The 15043-nt window shown below is 73.0% G+C and carries 19 protein-coding genes and 1 pseudogene; 10 read left to right on the top strand and 10 right to left on the bottom strand.

Annotated elements, in window-relative coordinates:
* Positions 1-191 precede the first annotated feature (191 nt).
* On the top strand, positions 192-842 hold the full coding sequence (locus tag AB0B20_RS28875) for an NAD(P)H-dependent oxidoreductase (protein ID WP_357475062.1): 651 nt from the start codon (positions 192-194) through the stop codon (positions 840-842).
* Positions 843-984: 142 nt separating this feature from the next.
* Here the strand turns inward: AB0B20_RS28875 and AB0B20_RS28870 are convergent, their stop codons facing one another.
* Together AB0B20_RS28870 and AB0B20_RS28865 are read right to left on the bottom strand one after the other, a co-directional pair.
* Positions 985-1353, bottom strand: a complete 369-nt coding sequence (locus AB0B20_RS28870) for a DUF4180 domain-containing protein (RefSeq protein WP_357387372.1) — start codon at positions 1351-1353, stop codon at positions 985-987.
* On the bottom strand, positions 1346-1798 hold the full coding sequence (locus tag AB0B20_RS28865) for a helix-turn-helix domain-containing protein (RefSeq protein ID WP_357475059.1): 453 nt from the start codon (positions 1796-1798) through the stop codon (positions 1346-1348). Before AB0B20_RS28865 ends, AB0B20_RS28870 begins: the two co-directional genes overlap by 8 nt.
* An 88-nt stretch (positions 1799-1886) precedes the next feature.
* Between AB0B20_RS28865 and AB0B20_RS28860 the strand changes: the two genes are divergently transcribed.
* The 3 genes from AB0B20_RS28860 to AB0B20_RS28850 all read left to right on the top strand — a co-directional run bounded on the left by AB0B20_RS28860 (position 1887) and on the right by AB0B20_RS28850 (position 4855).
* A complete protein-coding gene (locus tag AB0B20_RS28860) occupies positions 1887-2654 on the top strand; it encodes a glycerophosphodiester phosphodiesterase family protein (protein WP_357475056.1) in 768 nt (255 codons plus the stop codon).
* Between the two features lie 20 nt (positions 2655-2674).
* Positions 2675-4072, top strand: coding sequence for an MFS transporter (locus AB0B20_RS28855; protein ID WP_357387367.1), 1398 nt, complete (start codon positions 2675-2677; stop codon positions 4070-4072).
* Between the two features lie 108 nt (positions 4073-4180).
* On the top strand, positions 4181-4855 hold the full coding sequence (locus tag AB0B20_RS28850; RefSeq protein WP_357475065.1) for a thymidine kinase: 675 nt from the start codon (positions 4181-4183) through the stop codon (positions 4853-4855).
* 3 nt (positions 4856-4858) lie between these two features.
* Here AB0B20_RS28850 and AB0B20_RS28845 read toward each other — a convergent pair whose 3' ends face one another.
* Positions 4859-5317 carry a hypothetical protein gene (locus AB0B20_RS28845; RefSeq protein ID WP_357475053.1) on the bottom strand — a complete coding sequence of 153 codons (459 nt, stop codon included), beginning with the start codon at positions 5315-5317 and terminating at the stop codon, positions 4859-4861.
* 176 nt (positions 5318-5493) lie between these two features.
* Here AB0B20_RS28845 and AB0B20_RS28840 point away from each other — a divergent pair, with 176 nt between their 5' ends.
* Positions 5494-5865: a VOC family protein gene (locus AB0B20_RS28840; RefSeq protein ID WP_357387363.1), complete on the top strand. Its 372-nt coding sequence runs from the start codon at positions 5494-5496 to the stop codon at positions 5863-5865.
* Between the two features lie 66 nt (positions 5866-5931).
* Here AB0B20_RS28840 and AB0B20_RS28835 read toward each other — a convergent pair whose 3' ends face one another.
* Positions 5932-6921: a tyrosine-type recombinase/integrase gene (locus tag AB0B20_RS28835; protein WP_357475049.1), complete on the bottom strand. Its 990-nt coding sequence runs from the start codon at positions 6919-6921 to the stop codon at positions 5932-5934.
* 84 nt (positions 6922-7005) lie between these two features.
* On the opposite strand from AB0B20_RS28835, the gene AB0B20_RS28830 reads away from it, so the two are divergent.
* The gene (locus AB0B20_RS28830; protein WP_357475047.1) at positions 7006-8019 is read left to right on the top strand and encodes a YafY family protein; all 1014 of its coding nucleotides are present in this window, start codon (positions 7006-7008) and stop codon (positions 8017-8019) included.
* Between the two features lie 5 nt (positions 8020-8024).
* Here AB0B20_RS28830 and AB0B20_RS28825 read toward each other — a convergent pair whose 3' ends face one another.
* From AB0B20_RS28825 to AB0B20_RS28810, 4 genes and pseudogenes are all read right to left on the bottom strand, one after another.
* On the bottom strand, positions 8025-8459 hold the full coding sequence (locus AB0B20_RS28825) for an Hsp20/alpha crystallin family protein (RefSeq protein ID WP_357387357.1): 435 nt from the start codon (positions 8457-8459) through the stop codon (positions 8025-8027).
* Between the two features lie 74 nt (positions 8460-8533).
* Positions 8534-8960 (bottom strand): annotated as a pseudogene (locus tag AB0B20_RS28820) (GNAT family N-acetyltransferase).
* Positions 8961-9034: 74 nt separating this feature from the next.
* A complete protein-coding gene (locus AB0B20_RS28815) occupies positions 9035-9559 on the bottom strand; it encodes a DUF2087 domain-containing protein (RefSeq protein ID WP_357475044.1) in 525 nt (174 codons plus the stop codon).
* A 13-nt stretch (positions 9560-9572) separates the two neighbouring features.
* A complete protein-coding gene (locus AB0B20_RS28810; RefSeq protein WP_357475041.1) occupies positions 9573-10112 on the bottom strand; it encodes a GNAT family N-acetyltransferase in 540 nt (179 codons plus the stop codon).
* 108 nt (positions 10113-10220) lie between these two features.
* Between AB0B20_RS28810 and AB0B20_RS28805 the strand changes: the two genes are divergently transcribed.
* The 3 genes from AB0B20_RS28805 to AB0B20_RS28795 all read left to right on the top strand — a co-directional run bounded on the left by AB0B20_RS28805 (position 10221) and on the right by AB0B20_RS28795 (position 11824).
* Positions 10221-10538, top strand: coding sequence for a hypothetical protein (locus AB0B20_RS28805; RefSeq protein WP_357475039.1), 318 nt, complete (start codon positions 10221-10223; stop codon positions 10536-10538).
* Positions 10539-10551: 13 nt separating this feature from the next.
* Entirely contained in the window at positions 10552-11370 is an 819-nt protein-coding gene (locus AB0B20_RS28800) for a TIGR04222 domain-containing membrane protein (protein ID WP_357475037.1), read from the top strand.
* Positions 11371-11515: 145 nt separating this feature from the next.
* On the top strand, positions 11516-11824 hold the full coding sequence (locus AB0B20_RS28795; protein ID WP_357387345.1) for a hypothetical protein: 309 nt from the start codon (positions 11516-11518) through the stop codon (positions 11822-11824).
* A gap of 62 nt (positions 11825-11886) precedes the next feature.
* Here the strand turns inward: AB0B20_RS28795 and AB0B20_RS28790 are convergent, their stop codons facing one another.
* Both AB0B20_RS28790 and AB0B20_RS28785 read right to left on the bottom strand, forming a co-directional pair.
* Positions 11887-13458 (bottom strand): MDR family MFS transporter, encoded by a 1572-nt coding sequence (locus AB0B20_RS28790; RefSeq protein WP_357475033.1) that lies wholly within the window; start codon positions 13456-13458, stop codon positions 11887-11889.
* Positions 13459-13520: 62 nt separating this feature from the next.
* Positions 13521-14138, bottom strand: a complete 618-nt coding sequence (locus tag AB0B20_RS28785; RefSeq protein WP_357475030.1) for a TetR family transcriptional regulator — start codon at positions 14136-14138, stop codon at positions 13521-13523.
* Positions 14139-14472: 334 nt separating this feature from the next.
* Here AB0B20_RS28785 and AB0B20_RS28780 point away from each other — a divergent pair, with 334 nt between their 5' ends.
* Positions 14473-15009: a DUF1062 domain-containing protein gene (locus AB0B20_RS28780; RefSeq protein WP_357475027.1), complete on the top strand. Its 537-nt coding sequence runs from the start codon at positions 14473-14475 to the stop codon at positions 15007-15009.
* The last annotated feature ends 34 nt before the right edge of the window (positions 15010-15043 follow it).

The following is a 15043-nucleotide window of genomic DNA, read 5'->3' as shown; positions in this document are numbered from 1 at the left end:
CGGGTGGGTGCGGCGCGGGCGGTGGCGGTCGGGTGGGTGCGGGAGCGGATGCGCGCCGACCCGTCGATCGAGGGGGCTTCGCTGACACCGTCAGCGAAGATCACGTCCAGGTATCACAACACTCTCTGAGGCATCCCGGCCCCGGTGGCGGGTATCAAGTCCCGCACCCTTTGGGCGGAGAGGACCTGGTCATGACCGCTGTCCGAGCACTCGTACTCAACTGCACCCTGAAGCGTTCCCCGGCGACGTCCAGTTCACAGGTGCTCGGCCGGGAGGTGCTCGACGCGCTGGCCGATCAGGGCGTCGACGGCGAGATCGTCCGGGTGGTCGACCACGACGTGCGCTTCGGGGTCTCCGTCGACGAGGGCGACGGAGACGGCTGGCCCGACATCCGTGCCAAGCTGCTCGCCGCCCAGATCCTGATCATCGCCACGCCGATCTGGCTCGGTCAGCCCTCGTCGGTGACCAAGATGGTCCTCGAACGGTTGGACGCCGAGCTGTCCGAGACCGACGAGCAGGGCCGCCTGCGCACCTACGGCAAGGTCGGCGGGGTGGCCGTGGTCGGCAACGAGGACGGCGCGCACCACACCATCGCCGAGGTGCAGCAGGCCCTCAACGAGGTGGGGTTCACCTGCCCGGCCGCCGGGGCCACCTACTGGGTCGGGGAAGCGCTGCACAAGACCGACTACATCGACGCCCGCCCCAAACCCGACACGACCGGCCGCACCACCGCCGCGCTGGCGCTCAACAGCGCCCACCTGGCCCGGCTGCTCGCGGAACAGCCGTACCCGCCACCTGGATCCCGTGACGCAGGCACCGGCCCCAGCAGCCACCCGGGCTGACCCGGCACACCCCAACCCCCGACCTCGGCCCGCTCCCGCCCGTCGACCTTGCAGTTGGCGCCCCGGCAAACCCGGCGAAACACCCCTGACGAGGGCCGCAAGTGCAAGATCGGCGAGGCGGAGCGGAGCGGGACGGGGTGGGTCAGGTGGTGTTGCGCAGCCGCTCTTCGAGCGCGTCCAGGTCCGGCACGAACCACACCTGGTCGTGCCGGTTCGACTCGGCCACCAGCGCGCGCAACGCGCCGCTGCGCTCCAGGTGGGCGGAGATGTCACCGACGACGGCAAGGCGCAGCCGGTAGTTGACGAACTTCTGCATCACCTCACCGGCGAAGCGGGTGCCGAGGGTGAAGAAGGCGGGGTCGAGCCGGCCGGCCGGCACCGCGACCACCGTCGCGCCGAGGAACGCCGCGCCGATCAGGTCCAGCGCGTCGCGCTCGGTGGCGATCGGCGGGCCGTCCGGGTCGCAGACCAGCACCTGCTCGCCGGCGCGCTCCTGCATCAGGTCAGCCATGGTCGCGCTCCCCGCCGCCGAGCAGGCCGTTGCCGCCGTCGAGCACCCCGTCGAGCAGGCGCAGCAGGTCGGCGGTGGCGGTGAGGTCGCCCAGGATCATGATGGTCATGCGGTGCCGCTCCTCGTCGTGGACCGTCTGCACGCGCAGCGGACGGTCCGGGTCGTGGTGGGTGTTCACGCCGGCCAGCACCAGCGTGGCGAGCCGGTCGGCGGCGGTCCGGTCGAGGCCGTCGAGGCGGACGACGCTGGACACCTCCGCTCCCGGCGCCGAGGCGGCCGGGGCAGGCCGGCCGGTCAGCGCGTCCAGGTCCGCGCGGGCGATCCGGTACTGCTTACCGATCCGGGTGGCCCGCAGCCGCCCGGATCGGATGTAGCCGCGCACGGTGCGCACGTGCAGGCCGAGCAGGTCCGCGACCTGCTCCACCGAGTACATGTCGTTACTCATCGCACCCTATGTTAATCGAGTTAGGGAACGATAGGGAATTTCATCGCCCGGCCATCTGCGGGTAACCCCGGGCGGGCATACTGCCCGCGTGCAGCCCCGTCACGGCTACCTCGACGCGCCCGGGCCGCTGGCGTTCGCCCACCGCGGCGGCGCGGCCGACGGCGACGAGAACACCACCGCCGCGTTCGCCCGTGCCGTCGCCCTCGGCTACCGGTACGTGGAGACCGACGTGCACGCCACCGCCGACGGCGTGTCAGTGGTCTTCCACGACCCGACGCTGCGCCGCGTCACCGGCGAACCGGGCCGCATCGCGGACCTGCGCTGGGCCGACCTGTCCTCGGTGCGCGTCGGCGGGGCCGCCCTGGTGCCCCGCCTGGACGAGGTGCTCGACGCCTGGCCGCAGGTGCGGTTCAACATCGACGTGAAGGCCGACGGCGGCGTGGAGCCCACTGTCGCCACCGTCACCCGGGTCGGCGCGGGCGGCCGGGTGCTGCTCGCCTCGTTCAGCGACGCCCGGCTGGCCCGGCTGCGGGCGCTGGCCGGGCCGGAGGTCGCCACCAGCCTCGGCATGCGCGGAGTGGCCCGGGTGCGGCTGGCCTCGCTGCACGGACGGCCCCTGCGGCTGCCCCCGTCCGTGGTGGCCGCGCAGGTGCCGGTCTCCTTCGGGCGGCTGCCGGTGGTCGACAGGCGGTTCCTCGCGTACTGCCACCGGATCGGGTTGCAGGTGCACGTCTGGACGATCGACGAACCTGCCCAGATGCACCACTTACTTGATCTTGGTGTGGATGGCATCATGACCGATCACGTCAGCGTGCTCCGTGACGTCTACCGCAGTCGCGGCCACTGGGCCGCCTGACCCCCCGAGGACGACCCCCGATGGCCGATACGGTCACCCCCGCCGTCGCCGACCCCGCCGGACCGGGCAGCACCCGCCGCGAGCGCACCGGCTGGTACTTCTACGACTGGGCGAACTCCGCGTTCCAGACCACAGTCATCACGGTCTTCCTCGGGCCGTTCCTCACCACAGTCACCGAGCTGGCCGCCGGCTGCGAACTGGGCGCGGACAGCTGCGACGGCGCGGTGTACCCGCTGGGCATCAAGGTCGCCGCCGGCTCGTTCTACCCGTACCTGATCTCGCTGTCGGTCTTCCTCACCGTGTTCGTGCTGCCGGTGGTCGGCGCGATCGCCGACCGGTCGGCGCACAAGAAGCGGCTGCTCGCCGCCGCGGCGTTCACCGGCGCCGGCGCGACCATCGCGTTCGCGTTCGTCACCGGCGAGCGCTACCTGCTCGGCGGCGCGCTGTTCCTGATCGCGAACATCTCCTTCGGCGCCGCCGTGGTCGTCTACAACTCGTTCCTGCCGCAACTGGGCGGCCCGGACGAGCGCGACGGCATCTCCAGCCGCGGCTGGGCCATCGGTTACCTCGGCGGCGGGCTGCTGCTCGCGCTGAACCTGGTCGCCGTCACCATGCTCAGCGAGGAGGGCAACGCCCAGCGCACGCTGGACCTGGCCCGCTGGTCGATCGTGTCGGCCGGCGTGTGGTGGGCCGCGTTCACCCTGGTCCCGCTGCGCTGGCTGCGCGAGCACCCGACCGAGGCGGCCCGCCGGGGCGGCAGCGGTGTCAACGTGCTCACCGACGGGTTCCGGCAGCTCGGGCGCACCCTGCGGGAGATCAAGACGTACCCGCTGACGCTGTACTTCCTGCTCGCGTTCCTGGTCTTCAACGACGGCATCCAGACCGTCATCACCCTGGCCAGCCAGTACGGCACCGAGGAGCTGCGGCTGGAGCAGAGCACCCTGATCGTGACCATCCTGCTGGTGCAGTTCCTCGCCTTCGGCGGCGCGCTGGCCCTCGGCGCGCTCGCCAAGCGCATCGGCGCCTGGAAGACCGTGCTGCTGTCGCTGGTGCTCTGGACCGGTGTGATCATCGCCGCGTTCCGGCTTCCCGCCGAGGCGCCCGTACCGTTCATGATCCTCGGCGGCTGCATCGGCCTGGTGCTCGGCGGCAGCCAGGCCCTGAGCCGGTCGTTGTTCAGCCAGCTCATCCCGGCCGGCAAGGAGGGCGAGTACTACGGCTTCTACGAGATCAGCGACAAGGGCACCAGCTGGCTCGGCCCGCTGGCGTTCGGCCTGGTCTTCCAGTTGACCTCGTCGTACCGGGTGGGTCTGGTGTCGCTGCTGATCTTCTTCGTGGTCGGTTTCGCGCTGCTGGCCGCCGTGCCGATGCGCCGGGCCATCATCGCCGCCGGCAACACCCCGCCCCGGGTGCTCTGACCCGCGCCCCCGGCGGGTGGATCATCGCGGGCCTGATCGGGTGGCGTCGATCGGCTAGGCTGCCCCGACGTGACCGACGACGCCGCCCCGACCTGCCTGGCCCGCCCCCTGCCGGGGCCCGGTGACGACCGAGCCGCCGGCTGCGCCGCCGCGCGCGGCGTCGACGGCCGGCCGCTGCACGCCGCCGCGCTGAAGTTCTTCTGGGGGCCGATGGACTGCGGCAAGTCCACCATGGCGTTGCAGATGAACCACAACCACGCCCGGCAGGGCCGCCGCGGCCTGGTCACCACCCGCATCGACCGCTCGCTGGGCCCGCAGGTCACCACCCGCATCGGCCTGGCCCACGAGGCCGTCGAGGTCACCGACGACCTCGACCTGCGCGTCCTGGTCCGCGACGCGTGGGCCGAGGGGGTACGGGTGGACTACCTGATCTGCGACGAGGCGTCGTTCTACAACCTCGAACACATCGAGCAGATGGCCGAGCTGGTCGACCGGTTCGACGTCGACGTCTACGCGTTCGGCCTGGCCACCGACTTCCGCTCCTGCCTGTTCCCGGCCGCGCAGCGGCTGTTCGAGCTGGCCGACGAGGTGGCCCGCATCCAGGTCGAGGTGCTCTGCTGGTGCGGCCGGGAAGGGCTGCTCAACGCCCGCGTGGTGGACGGCCGGGTGGTCCGCGAGGGCGCGCAGGTCGTCATCGGCGACACCGTCGACACCGCCGACGTGCGTTACCAGGTGCTCTGCCGCCGCCACTACCGCTCCGGCGACCTCGGCCCGCGCGCCTGAGCGTCAGAAGGGATCCCCGCACACCCGCCAGCCGCCGCCCTCCGGTACCACCGGCAGCTCACGTTCCTCGCTGCCGCCGCCGTCGCGGTTGATCCGCACGAGCACCGTCCCGTGCGGCCGGCCGGACCGGGTCGCCACCGAGACGTCGACGATCTCGTATCCGCTGACCTGCGGCGGCGTCCGCACCCAGCTGCCGAAGCCGGCCTTGCTCCACTTGCCTCGGGCCTCGGCGCACAGCCGCTCGTACGCCGCGTCGGTGTCCCCGGACGCGACGTCACGGAAGAACCCGTCGGCGGTCTCCCGCACCGGCCCGTCGGCCTGGAACACCACCTGCGCGTTCCACACCGCCAGCCCGGCCACCCCGATCAGGCAGGTGCCCACGCCGAGACCGGCGATCAGCACGCCCGCGCGTAGCGGCCGGCGACGCCGGGCCGGGTGGCGCCAATCCCGCTGCCTGCTCATCACCGACGACGCTAGGCAACCGGGCAGCGGCGCGCAGGCAGTTACGGCGCGCAGGTCACTCCGTGTCGCCCGGTGAGACGGTCGGTGCCGCGTGTCGGTGAGTCGTTTCCGCTCACAGCTCGGCCTCGCCGTCATACCTGACGACAGGTGGCAGGTACGCACGGCAGACTCCCGGCATGACCAGTCACGCAGACATCGCCATGATCAACCTGGACAGCTCCGACCCCGCCGCACACGCGGCCTTCTACGCCCACGCGCTCGGTGGGGAGATCACCCACAGCGAGGCCGAGTACGCGATGATCACCAAGGACGGCACGTCGATCGGCTTCGGCCTGGTGCCCGGCTTCGCGCCGCCGGCCTGGCCGGACGAGAGCGGCGACAAGCGCTACCACCTCGACCTCTACGTCGACGACGTGACGGCCGCGGAGAAGGATCTGGTGGCGGCCGGGGCGACCCGGCCCGGTTTCCAGCCTGGCGGTGAGCGGTGGACCGTCCTGCTGGACCCGATCGGGCAGCCGTTCTGCCTCTGTCCCCGTCCGCAGGGCTGACCGGCAGCGATGCGGGCCGCGAACCACCGCGGCCCGCATCGCTGCCGGGTCACCCGCTCCGACGGCTCAGCCGCGCCGGCGGGCCCGAGCAGCCCAGATGGTGTACGCCGGGTCGCGGTCCAGGTTGTGCCGGTCCCGGTCGTAGCGGCGGGTGGTACGCGGATCGGCGTGCCCCATCGCGTCCTGCACGTCCTCCAGCGGCACCCCCTCGGAGCGGGCCGTGGTGGCGAACGCGTGGCGCAGCGAGTGCGGCGACAGCTTCGCCCACGCCGCGATCCCGGCACGTTGCGCCAGCCGTCGCACCAGCCGGAACACGGCATGCCGGTCCAGCCGCCCGCCGGTGGCGGTGATCAGCAGCGGGCCGGCCAGCTCCGGCACCGTGACACCCTGTGCGGCGGCCCGTACGGCCAGATAGGCGTCGACCGCGTACGCGGTGCCCGGGGTGAGCGCGCGCCGGCGTACCTTGCCGCCCTTGCCGACGAAGCGGACGCTGCGGTGACCGCGTTCCGTGCCCAGGTCGGACACGTCCAGGGCGACCAGCTCCCCGACCCGCAGGCCCAGGTCGGCCAGCAGCGCGACGGCGGCCCGGTTGCGGGCGGCGGCCGGACCGGTGTCGGCGTCGGCGGCGGCGATCAGCGCGTCGACCTCCTCGGGGGTCAGGCCGACGGTGGCGGAGTGGTCCCGGTCCACGCGCGGGCGGTCCGCTGCCGAGACCGGGTTGGCCGCCACCGCGCCCAGCTTGACCAGGAAGTCGTACCAGCTCGACAGCGCGGACAGCCGGCGCGCGACGGTGGCCGGGGTGAGCGGGCGGCCGGCCCGGCCGCGGGGGGTGGACTCCAGTTCCCGGCCGTAGGCGTTGACGTCGAGGAAGGTCGCCCGCAGCGGGTCGAGCCCACGCTCGGCGCACCAGCTCAGCCAGCCGGTGACGTCCCGCCGGTACGCGTCGCGGGTGTGCTCGGACAGCCGCCGGTTGCGCAGCCACGCCTCGGTGACGTCGGCCGGGCCGGCGGGCAGGGCGGCGGTACGGGCGCGGGGCAGCACCTCGGGGCGAAGCATGTGAGAAAGGTTCTCAGCAAGTGGGGGGTTTGGCGACGAGGCGCGCCCGTCCCCGGTCACCCGGGTCCGGGTTACCGTCACCGGGTGCGTGCCAGCCGGCTGGTCTCCCTGCTGTTGCTCCTGCAGACCCGGGGGCGGATGACCGCCCAGGAACTCGCCGACGCCCTGGAGGTGTCGGTGCGGACCGTCTACCGCGACGTCGAGTCGCTCGGCGCCGCCGGAGTCCCGGTGTACGCCGATCGGGGGCCGGCCGGCGGTTACCGGCTGCTGGAGGGCTATCGGACCCGGCTCACCGGGATGACCGGCCCGGAGGCCGAGGCGCTGTTCCTCGCCGGCCTGCCCGGTCCGGCCGCCGAACTGGGACTGACGTCGGTGGTGGCCGCCGCCGAGCTGAAGGTGCGCGCCGCGCTCCCCGATGAGCTGGCCGACCGCAGCGGCCGGATCCGGCAGCGGTTCCATCTGGACGCGCCCGGCTGGTTCCGGTACCCGGAGGCCACCCCGCACCTGGAGACGCTGGCCGGCGCGGTCTGGCGGGACCGGCTCGTGCGGCTGCGGTACCGGCGCTGGCGCGCCCCACGGGAGGTGACCCGGCTGGTCGCCCCGCTGGGCGTGGTGCTCAAGGCGGGCCGCTGGTATCTGGTGGGCCGCTGCGAGGAGCAGATACGCACCTACCGGGTCGGCGCGGTGCTCGACGCCGAGGTCACCGCCGAGCCGTGTGCGCGGCCCGACGACTTCGACCTGGCCGCGTACTGGCGGGAGTGGACCGCCCGCTACGAACGCGACGTCTACCGTGACCAGGCCCGCATCCGGCTCACCGTGGCGGCGCTGGAGTTCATGCCGTACGTGTTCCCGCCGGAGATGAGCCGCGCCGCCCGGGCCGCAGCCGGTGAGCCCGGCCCGGACGGATGGCTGGAGACCACAGTGCCGATCGAGTCGGTCCGGCACGCCCACACCGAGTTCCTGAAGCTCGGCGCGGAGGTCGAGGTGCTGAGCCCGGCCGACCTGCGCGAACGGTTCATCGCGACCGCGCACGCACTGACCCGGCTCTACGGCGACGCGGGGTCGGCCGATGCTCCGGCCTCCCCCGCGTCGGCGTGACGTGCTCAGACGGTGGTGAGCTGACGGCGGCCGTTGCCCTCGGCGGGCGTGCTGACCGCGATCCGGCGCGGCTTGGCGCGCTCGGCGATGGGGATGCGCAGCGTCAGCACCCCGTTGTCGTAGCCGGCCTCCAGCCGGTCGGTGTCGAGCGTGTCGCCCAGGAACAGCTGCCGGGTGAACGTGCCCATCGGCCGCTCGGCGGCGACCAACTCGACGTTCTCGCCGGTGGGGCGGCGCCGCTCGGCGCGGACGGTCAGCACGTTGCGCTCGACGGTGCAGTCGATGCTGTCCGGGTCCACGCCGGGCAGGTCGAACGCGGCGTAGAAGTGGTCACCGTCGCGGTAGGCGTCCAGGTGCATCACGGCGGGCCGGGCGGTGGTGCCGAAGAACTGCTCGGCGATCCGGTCGATCTCGCGGAACGGGTCGGTACGCATCAACATGGCTCTTGCCTCCTCGGTTCTCCTGGCCCAAGGTCTCAAGTTGAGTCATGGCGACTCAAGTTCCTGCTTCTGTTTTAGCGCGCCCCCGCCACGTCGTCAACCCGGCCCCCGAGCGCCTTCTCGAACCAGTGCTGGGCGTACGGGCCGCTGCTGAAGGCGGGGATCTCCCGGTAGCCGAGCCGGGCGTACAGGGCACGCGCCTCGACCAGATCCGAGCGGGTGTCCAGCCGGATCCGCCCCGCACCGCCGGCGACCGCGTACGCCTCGATCGCGCCGACCAGCGCCGCCCCCGGCGCCCCGGTGCTCCGGGCACACGTACATGCGGGTCAGTTCGGCCCAGCCCGGCTGCCACCTCAACCCGGCGCACCCGGCGAGCCGTCCGTCGCGGCGGGCCAGCACCAGCAACCCGGTCGGCGGGGTCAGGTCGTCGCTCGGGTCCTCGGCCAGCGCGGTGTCCACCTCGTCGGGCTGCTCCGGGCGGCCGTACCAGCGGCGCACCATCTCGGCCATGTACTCCCGCAGCATCAGCGTGGCGTCCGGCTCGTCGGGGAGCGCGAGCTGCGTGCTCCAGCCGCTCACGGGCCGGTCCGCCAGTAGACGCCCTGCTCGCGGGTGAGCAGCATGTCGTCGATCAGGTAGCGGCGCAGCGTCACGTGGTCGGCCTCGCCGCCCTCGCACCACCGGCGCAGCGCGTCGTCCACCTCGCGCTCCGGATAGCGCCGCCCCGGCTCGAAGGCGCGTTCGGTGATGTGCTCCAGCAGGACGCGGCGGCGCCCCCGCTGCGCGGGCAGCCGGGTCAGCGCGCCGTCGCGCAGGAACGTGCGCAGGATCGTCTCGCGCGGGTTCGCGGCCGGGCCCGCCGGTGCCGCCGCCCCGGCCCGGGCGAACTCGCGCAGCCGCTCGGCGTCGACCCGGAGCCCGCCGTCGTCGTCGAGCACACCGGCGTCGGTGAGACGGCGTACGGCCACTGCGGCGTCACGGGCGGGCAGCCCGGTGCGGGCCACCACGGCCGGCACGTCGCGGGCGCCGAGCACGATCGCGGCGAACACGGTCCGGCGACGCTCGTCGGCGAGCGCCCGGGCGAGGGCATGAGCGGTCATGGCGGGCAGCCTGTCAGCAACCGCCGGATCCGGCGAGGCGTTTTCCGGTCACCGCCGCCGCGGTTCCCAGCCGCCGGTGCATGACGTGCAGCCCGACCCGTCCCCGCGTCGGGTGCGCGAACGCCTCCGGCACGGTGCCGACCACGGCGAAACCCAGCCGCCGGTACAGCTCCACGGCCGCCGTGTTGGTCTCCACCACGGCGTTGAACTGCATCGCGGCGAAGCCCTGCCGGCGGGCCCAGTCCAGCGCCTCCGCGCACAGCGCCCGGCCCACACCCCGCCCGCGGGCCTCCGCCGCGACCATGAAACTCGCCGTCGCCACGTGCGATCCCGGCCCGGGCCGGTTCGGGCCCATCTTCGCGGTGCCGCGCACCACGCCGTCGTGGTCCACCGCGACCGAGGTACGCCCCGGCGGGCGCTCCACCCACACCTCGCGCGCCGTCTCCGGCGGCCAGTCCGGGTCGTACGCGAACGTGTCGGCGGCGGTCAGAACGTCGGAGACGATCGGCCAGACGTGAGCCCAGTCGGTGTCGGTGTAGTCACGGATCCGCATCGCGAGGGACGCTAGCCGCCGGCCCGGCCGTCCGGCCACCGGTTTGCGTCCACCCGGCCGAGGGGCGCGGGGCATCGACGGCCCGCCGATGCGGTCCATCATGGGCGGGTGGCCGAATCAGTCGCCGGCATCGATCGGAGCGAGGCCGCCGCACCCGGTGGCCCGCCGCCCGCCGGTCCGCGTACCGTCGCGCCCCTGGTCGTGGGCGCGGTCGTCACCGTCGTGCTGCTGTCGCGCTGGCCGGCCGCTACGACGGCGCGGCGGTGGTCCTGGTCGCCGCGATCGCCCGGCAGTTCGGCGCCGGCCGGGTCGCCCAGACGGGCCGATGTGGACAACGACGAGAACGGCGAGCCGATCTTCCTGGGCCGGGGCCTGCGGCGTCGGTGGTCCCGGATCTGGGACACCGAGGTACGCCACGGCTCCTGAGATACTTGCCGTCATGCTCTGGGGAGTCAGCGGGCCGATCTTCCTCCTCGACTACCTCGGCGCGGTCGCCGTGGCAGTCGTGATCGCCCTGGCGGTACGCGAACTGACCGGCCGCCGTACCCGGGGCGCGACGCCCGACCGGGTCGAGTTGGCGTACCTGACCGACCGGGCGCTGCTGGCCTGCCAGGTGGGGGTGGCGGCGCTGCGCCGCGCCGGCGGGGTCGAGGTCGGCGAACTCGCCACCCTTCAGGCGCAGGGGCGGCCCCCGGCCGGGTCGCCCGCGCTGGTGCGCGCCCTGCACTCCGCGCTGCGCCGCCCGCAGACCTGGGCGGCCGTGCTCGCCGACCCGGAGGTGGGCCGGGCGCTGCGCCGTACGGTCGGGCGGCTGGTCCGCGACGGCTGGCTGCTCACCCGGGCGCAGCGGCGGCGGATCGCGCTGGGCACGGTGCCGCTGTTCGCGGTGGCCGCGGTCGGGCTGACCCGGCTGGTGGACAGCGCGGTGGAGGGGCGTTCCGCCGGCGGTCCGGCCTCGGTCGCCGGGCTGCTGCTGTGCTGCCTGGCCACCGCGCTCGGCGGCTGGTGGCTGACCGAGGTGCCGGAGACCGGTGCCGCCGCCCGCGCGCTGCTGCGGCGGCTGCGCCGCGAGCACGCCGACCTGGACCCGGAGCGCCGCCCGGTCTGGCAGGGCCGGGACACCGACACGCTGCTGACCGGCATGGCCCTGTTCGGCCCCCGGCCGCTGCTGGCCGTGGACCCGGCCTTCGCCGTGCAGGTCGGGGTCGACCCGGAACGCGACCGCCCTCGCCCCGACCGCAAACCCGCCCGCCGCTGACCAGACCCCCCATTCGGGCCGATCATGAAGTTGGCGGTGCCAGGTGTCCGTTTTGCCCGGCTCAACGTCATGATCGGCGGGGTGGGTGGGGTAGGCCGCGGCACCGGCCGGGTTTTCTTGTCTTGAGCGCCGGGAAGGCTCGGGCATGGCCGAGACATTCGTGAGCGAAGACCTGAAGACACTGCAGGCGATTGCGCGCGGGGCCGGCATGCAGGAGGTCGACCGCCTGTCGCCGGACCAACTGGTCGAGGCGCTACGCCGCGCCGGGGTGACGAACGGTACGCAGGACCAGTGGCCGCCCCAGCCGGTCGAGGATCCGGCGCACCTGGCCGGGCTGCCCCGCAGCTCGCTGACGCAGGGCGACGAGAGCACCGGCGGACGCGCCGCCGAGGAGGCGATCGGTGCCATGCCCGGCGAGTCCGGCACCGAGATCAACGACCGCACGCAACGCTGACCGTACGCACAAGGGGCCGCCCCCGGTGATCCCGGGGGCGGCCCCACGCCCGCTCGGACGCCTCAGTGCGTGCCGGCGGCGGCCGCCGCCTCCTCGCGGGCCCGGCGCTCGTCGCCGCTGAGCGTGTTCAGCGGCTTCTCCTTGATGAACAGCACGACGATCAGGGCGAGCAGCGCGAAGGGCGCGCCGATGAGGAACATCTCCGACGTGGCGATGCCGTAGACGTCCTGCACGATGCGCAGCACCGGCTCCGGCAGGGTGGACAGGTCCGGCACCTCGGCCGACCCGCCGCCGGCCGCGACCGGCCCCAGCCGCTCGACGGTCAGCGAGGTCACCCGGTTGGCCAGGACCGCGCCGAGCGCGCTGACCCCGACCGCGCCGCCCATGCTGCGGAAGAACGTCAGCACCGAGGTGGCCGCGCCCAGCTCGGCGGCCGGCACGTCGTTCTGCGCGGCCAGCACCAGGTTCTGCAGGAGCATGCCCACGCCGACACCCAGCACCGCCATGTGCACCGACAGCACCGGCACGCTCGTGTTCGCGTCGATGGTGCTCAGCAGCAGCATGCCGACCGTCATCACCGCGGCGCCCGCCACCAGGAACATCTTCCACCGGCCGTACTTGGTGATGAGCTGGCCCGCGACGGTCGAGGAGACCAGCAGGCCGAGCACCATCGGCAGGCTCATCAGGCCGGCCACCGTCGGCGACTTGCCCAGTGAGGTCTGGAAGTACTGCGACAGGAACACGGTGCCGCCGAACATCGCCACGCCCACGAGGATGCTCGCCACTGTGGTAAGGCTGACCGTGCGGTTGCGGAAGATGCCCAGCGGGATGATCGGCTCCTCGGTGCGGGCCTCCACGAACACGGCGAGCGCGAGCAGCGCCAGCCCGCCGCCGACCAGAAGGGCGGTCCAGCCGGAGGCCCAGTCGAACTTGTTGCCGGCCAGCGACGACCAGATCAGCAGCGTGGACACGCCCGAGGTGATCAGCAGGGCGCCGAGCCAGTCGATGCGGACCTTGCGGCGGACCACCGGCAGGTGCAGCGTCTTCTGCAGCAGCGCGATGGACAACAGGCTGAACGGCACGCCGATGAGGAAGCACCAGCGCCAGCCGAGCCAGGACGTGTCGACCAGGACACCGCCGATCAGCGGGCCGGCGATGGTGCCGACGCCGAAGACGGCGCCGAAGATGCCGGCGTACCGGCCCAGCTCGCGCGGCGGGATCATGGCCGCCATGACGATCGTGGCGAGCGCCGTCATGCCGCCCGCGCCGATGCCCTGGATGACCCGGCTGAGCAGCAGCACCTCCACGTTCGGGCTGAAGCCGGCGACGAGCGAGCCGACCACGAACAGGCCCAGGGACAGCTGGATCAGCAGCTTCTTGCTGTAGAGGTCGGCCATCTTGCCCCACAGGGGCACCGTCGCGGTCATCGCCAGCAGCTCGCTGGTGACGATCCAGGTGTAGACGGTCTGGCTGCCGTTGAGGTCGGCGATGATCCGGGGCAGCGCGTTCGCCACCACCGTCGAGGCGAGGATCGCCACGAACATGCCGACCATCAGGCCGGACAACGCCTGGAGAACCTCCCGGCGCGACATCCGCGTACCCGCCTCGGCGGGCGCGACAGTGGCGGTGGTCATCGAACTCCTTGTCGTGTGCACGTGCGAGCGGCCGCGCGACTGCGGCGGCCGGTACGAATGGGTCAGGTCGCGGCGTGTGGATCGGGCAGGCCGGCGGCGACGGCGGCGAACGCCTCGGCGGTCAGCTCGCGCAGTGTCGTCGTGTCGGGTCGCTCGACCCACTGCATCAGGGCGGTGCGGAGGACCGCGCCAGCCACAGTGGTGACGAGCGTCGGGTGGCCATGGCACGGGTCGAGGCCGAGCCGGGCGGCCACCGCCGCGACGATCACCTGTTCCGTCTCCGCGTTGCCGCTGATCAGCCGTGGAAGCAGCGACGGGTTCGCCGCGATCACCCGCAGGCGCAGCAGCCACACCTCGCGGTCGGCCTCGACGGCCTCGACCACGTCGTCGAAGGCCAGGCGCAGCACGTCGAACGCGGACAGCTCCGGCGGCGCGGCGAGGATGCGGGCCGCAAGCACCTCGCGGTCGGTCGGCTGGTCGCCGAGCAGCGCCTCGTCCTTGCTGGGGAAGTAGTTGAAGAAGGTGCGGGCCGACACGTCGGCGGCCTCGCTGATCTCCTCCACCGTCACCTGGTCCAGGCCGCGCTCGGCGACCAGGCGCAGCGCGGCGGCGCTGAGGGCGGCGCGGGTCTGGCGCTTCTTGCGGTCACGCAGGCCGGGGCGGCTCTGATCCGGGGTCACGCCACGACTCTACGAGCGATCTTGCAGAGAGTGCAAACTTTTAGTGAGTGAAGTGACGGGCGACGCATCGCGGCGGCGCCGGAAAACGGGTTGAGAGCGGTTCCGGACGTCCTGTACGTTTCCCCGCACTCCCGTCGCAGCGAAGAAGGACGATTCCGCGTGACCCCTCCTGCTCTCTAGAACCTGACACGTTCCCCACGCCTGTAGCCGGCCGTTGCGCGCCGGCTCCCCGGGCTGCCCTCGCGCGCCCGGCCACAGCGTCCGAGGCCGCGCGTAATCGGCCTCGCGTCAGGTCTTCAGAGATCAGGTCTCCATGTCATCCCAACCTCATATCGTGCTGCCCTGGGTCGTACGCCGGACCCGCCTTCCGCTGCTGTCGCTGCGCTGCGTCACCTGCCGGGCGGAGTCGGCCACCGCCGCCCGGGGCAGGTTCCGCGTCAACGCCAACGGCAAGATCCTGGACGTGTGGCTGCTGGTGCACTGCGTGTCCTGCGACCGGACCAGCAAGCTCACCGTCCGGGAGCGGGCGGCGGTCAGCTCGTTCGATCCCGCCGAGCTGCACGGCCACCAGCTCAACGATCCCGATCTGGTGGCGGCCACACTGCTGGACCCGGCGTTCGCCCGGCGCTGCCGCTTCACCCTGGACTGGACCGGCGCGTGGACGGTGGACGCGCCCACGGTGCCGCTGGACGGCTGGCCGGTCCGGGTGGACGTCACCTTCGACGATCCGGTGCCGGTACGCCCGGACCGGCTCATCGCCAACCGGTTCGGCCTCACCCGGTCCGAGGTGCTGCGCCGGGTCAAGTGCGACATCCCGCTGAACCGTCCGACGAGCACCGGATTCACCTTCACCGTACTGGCGGAGGACTGACCAGGGCGTGGTCGCGGCGGGATTCCGCCGCGAC

Source organism: Micromonospora sp. NPDC049151 (assembly GCF_040648395.1).
In the GTDB taxonomy this organism is placed as follows: Bacteria; Actinomycetota; Actinomycetes; order Mycobacteriales; family Micromonosporaceae; genus Micromonospora.
The sequence above is the reverse complement of the archived record's forward strand: the minus strand, read 5'-3'. Positions and strand labels throughout refer to the sequence as shown.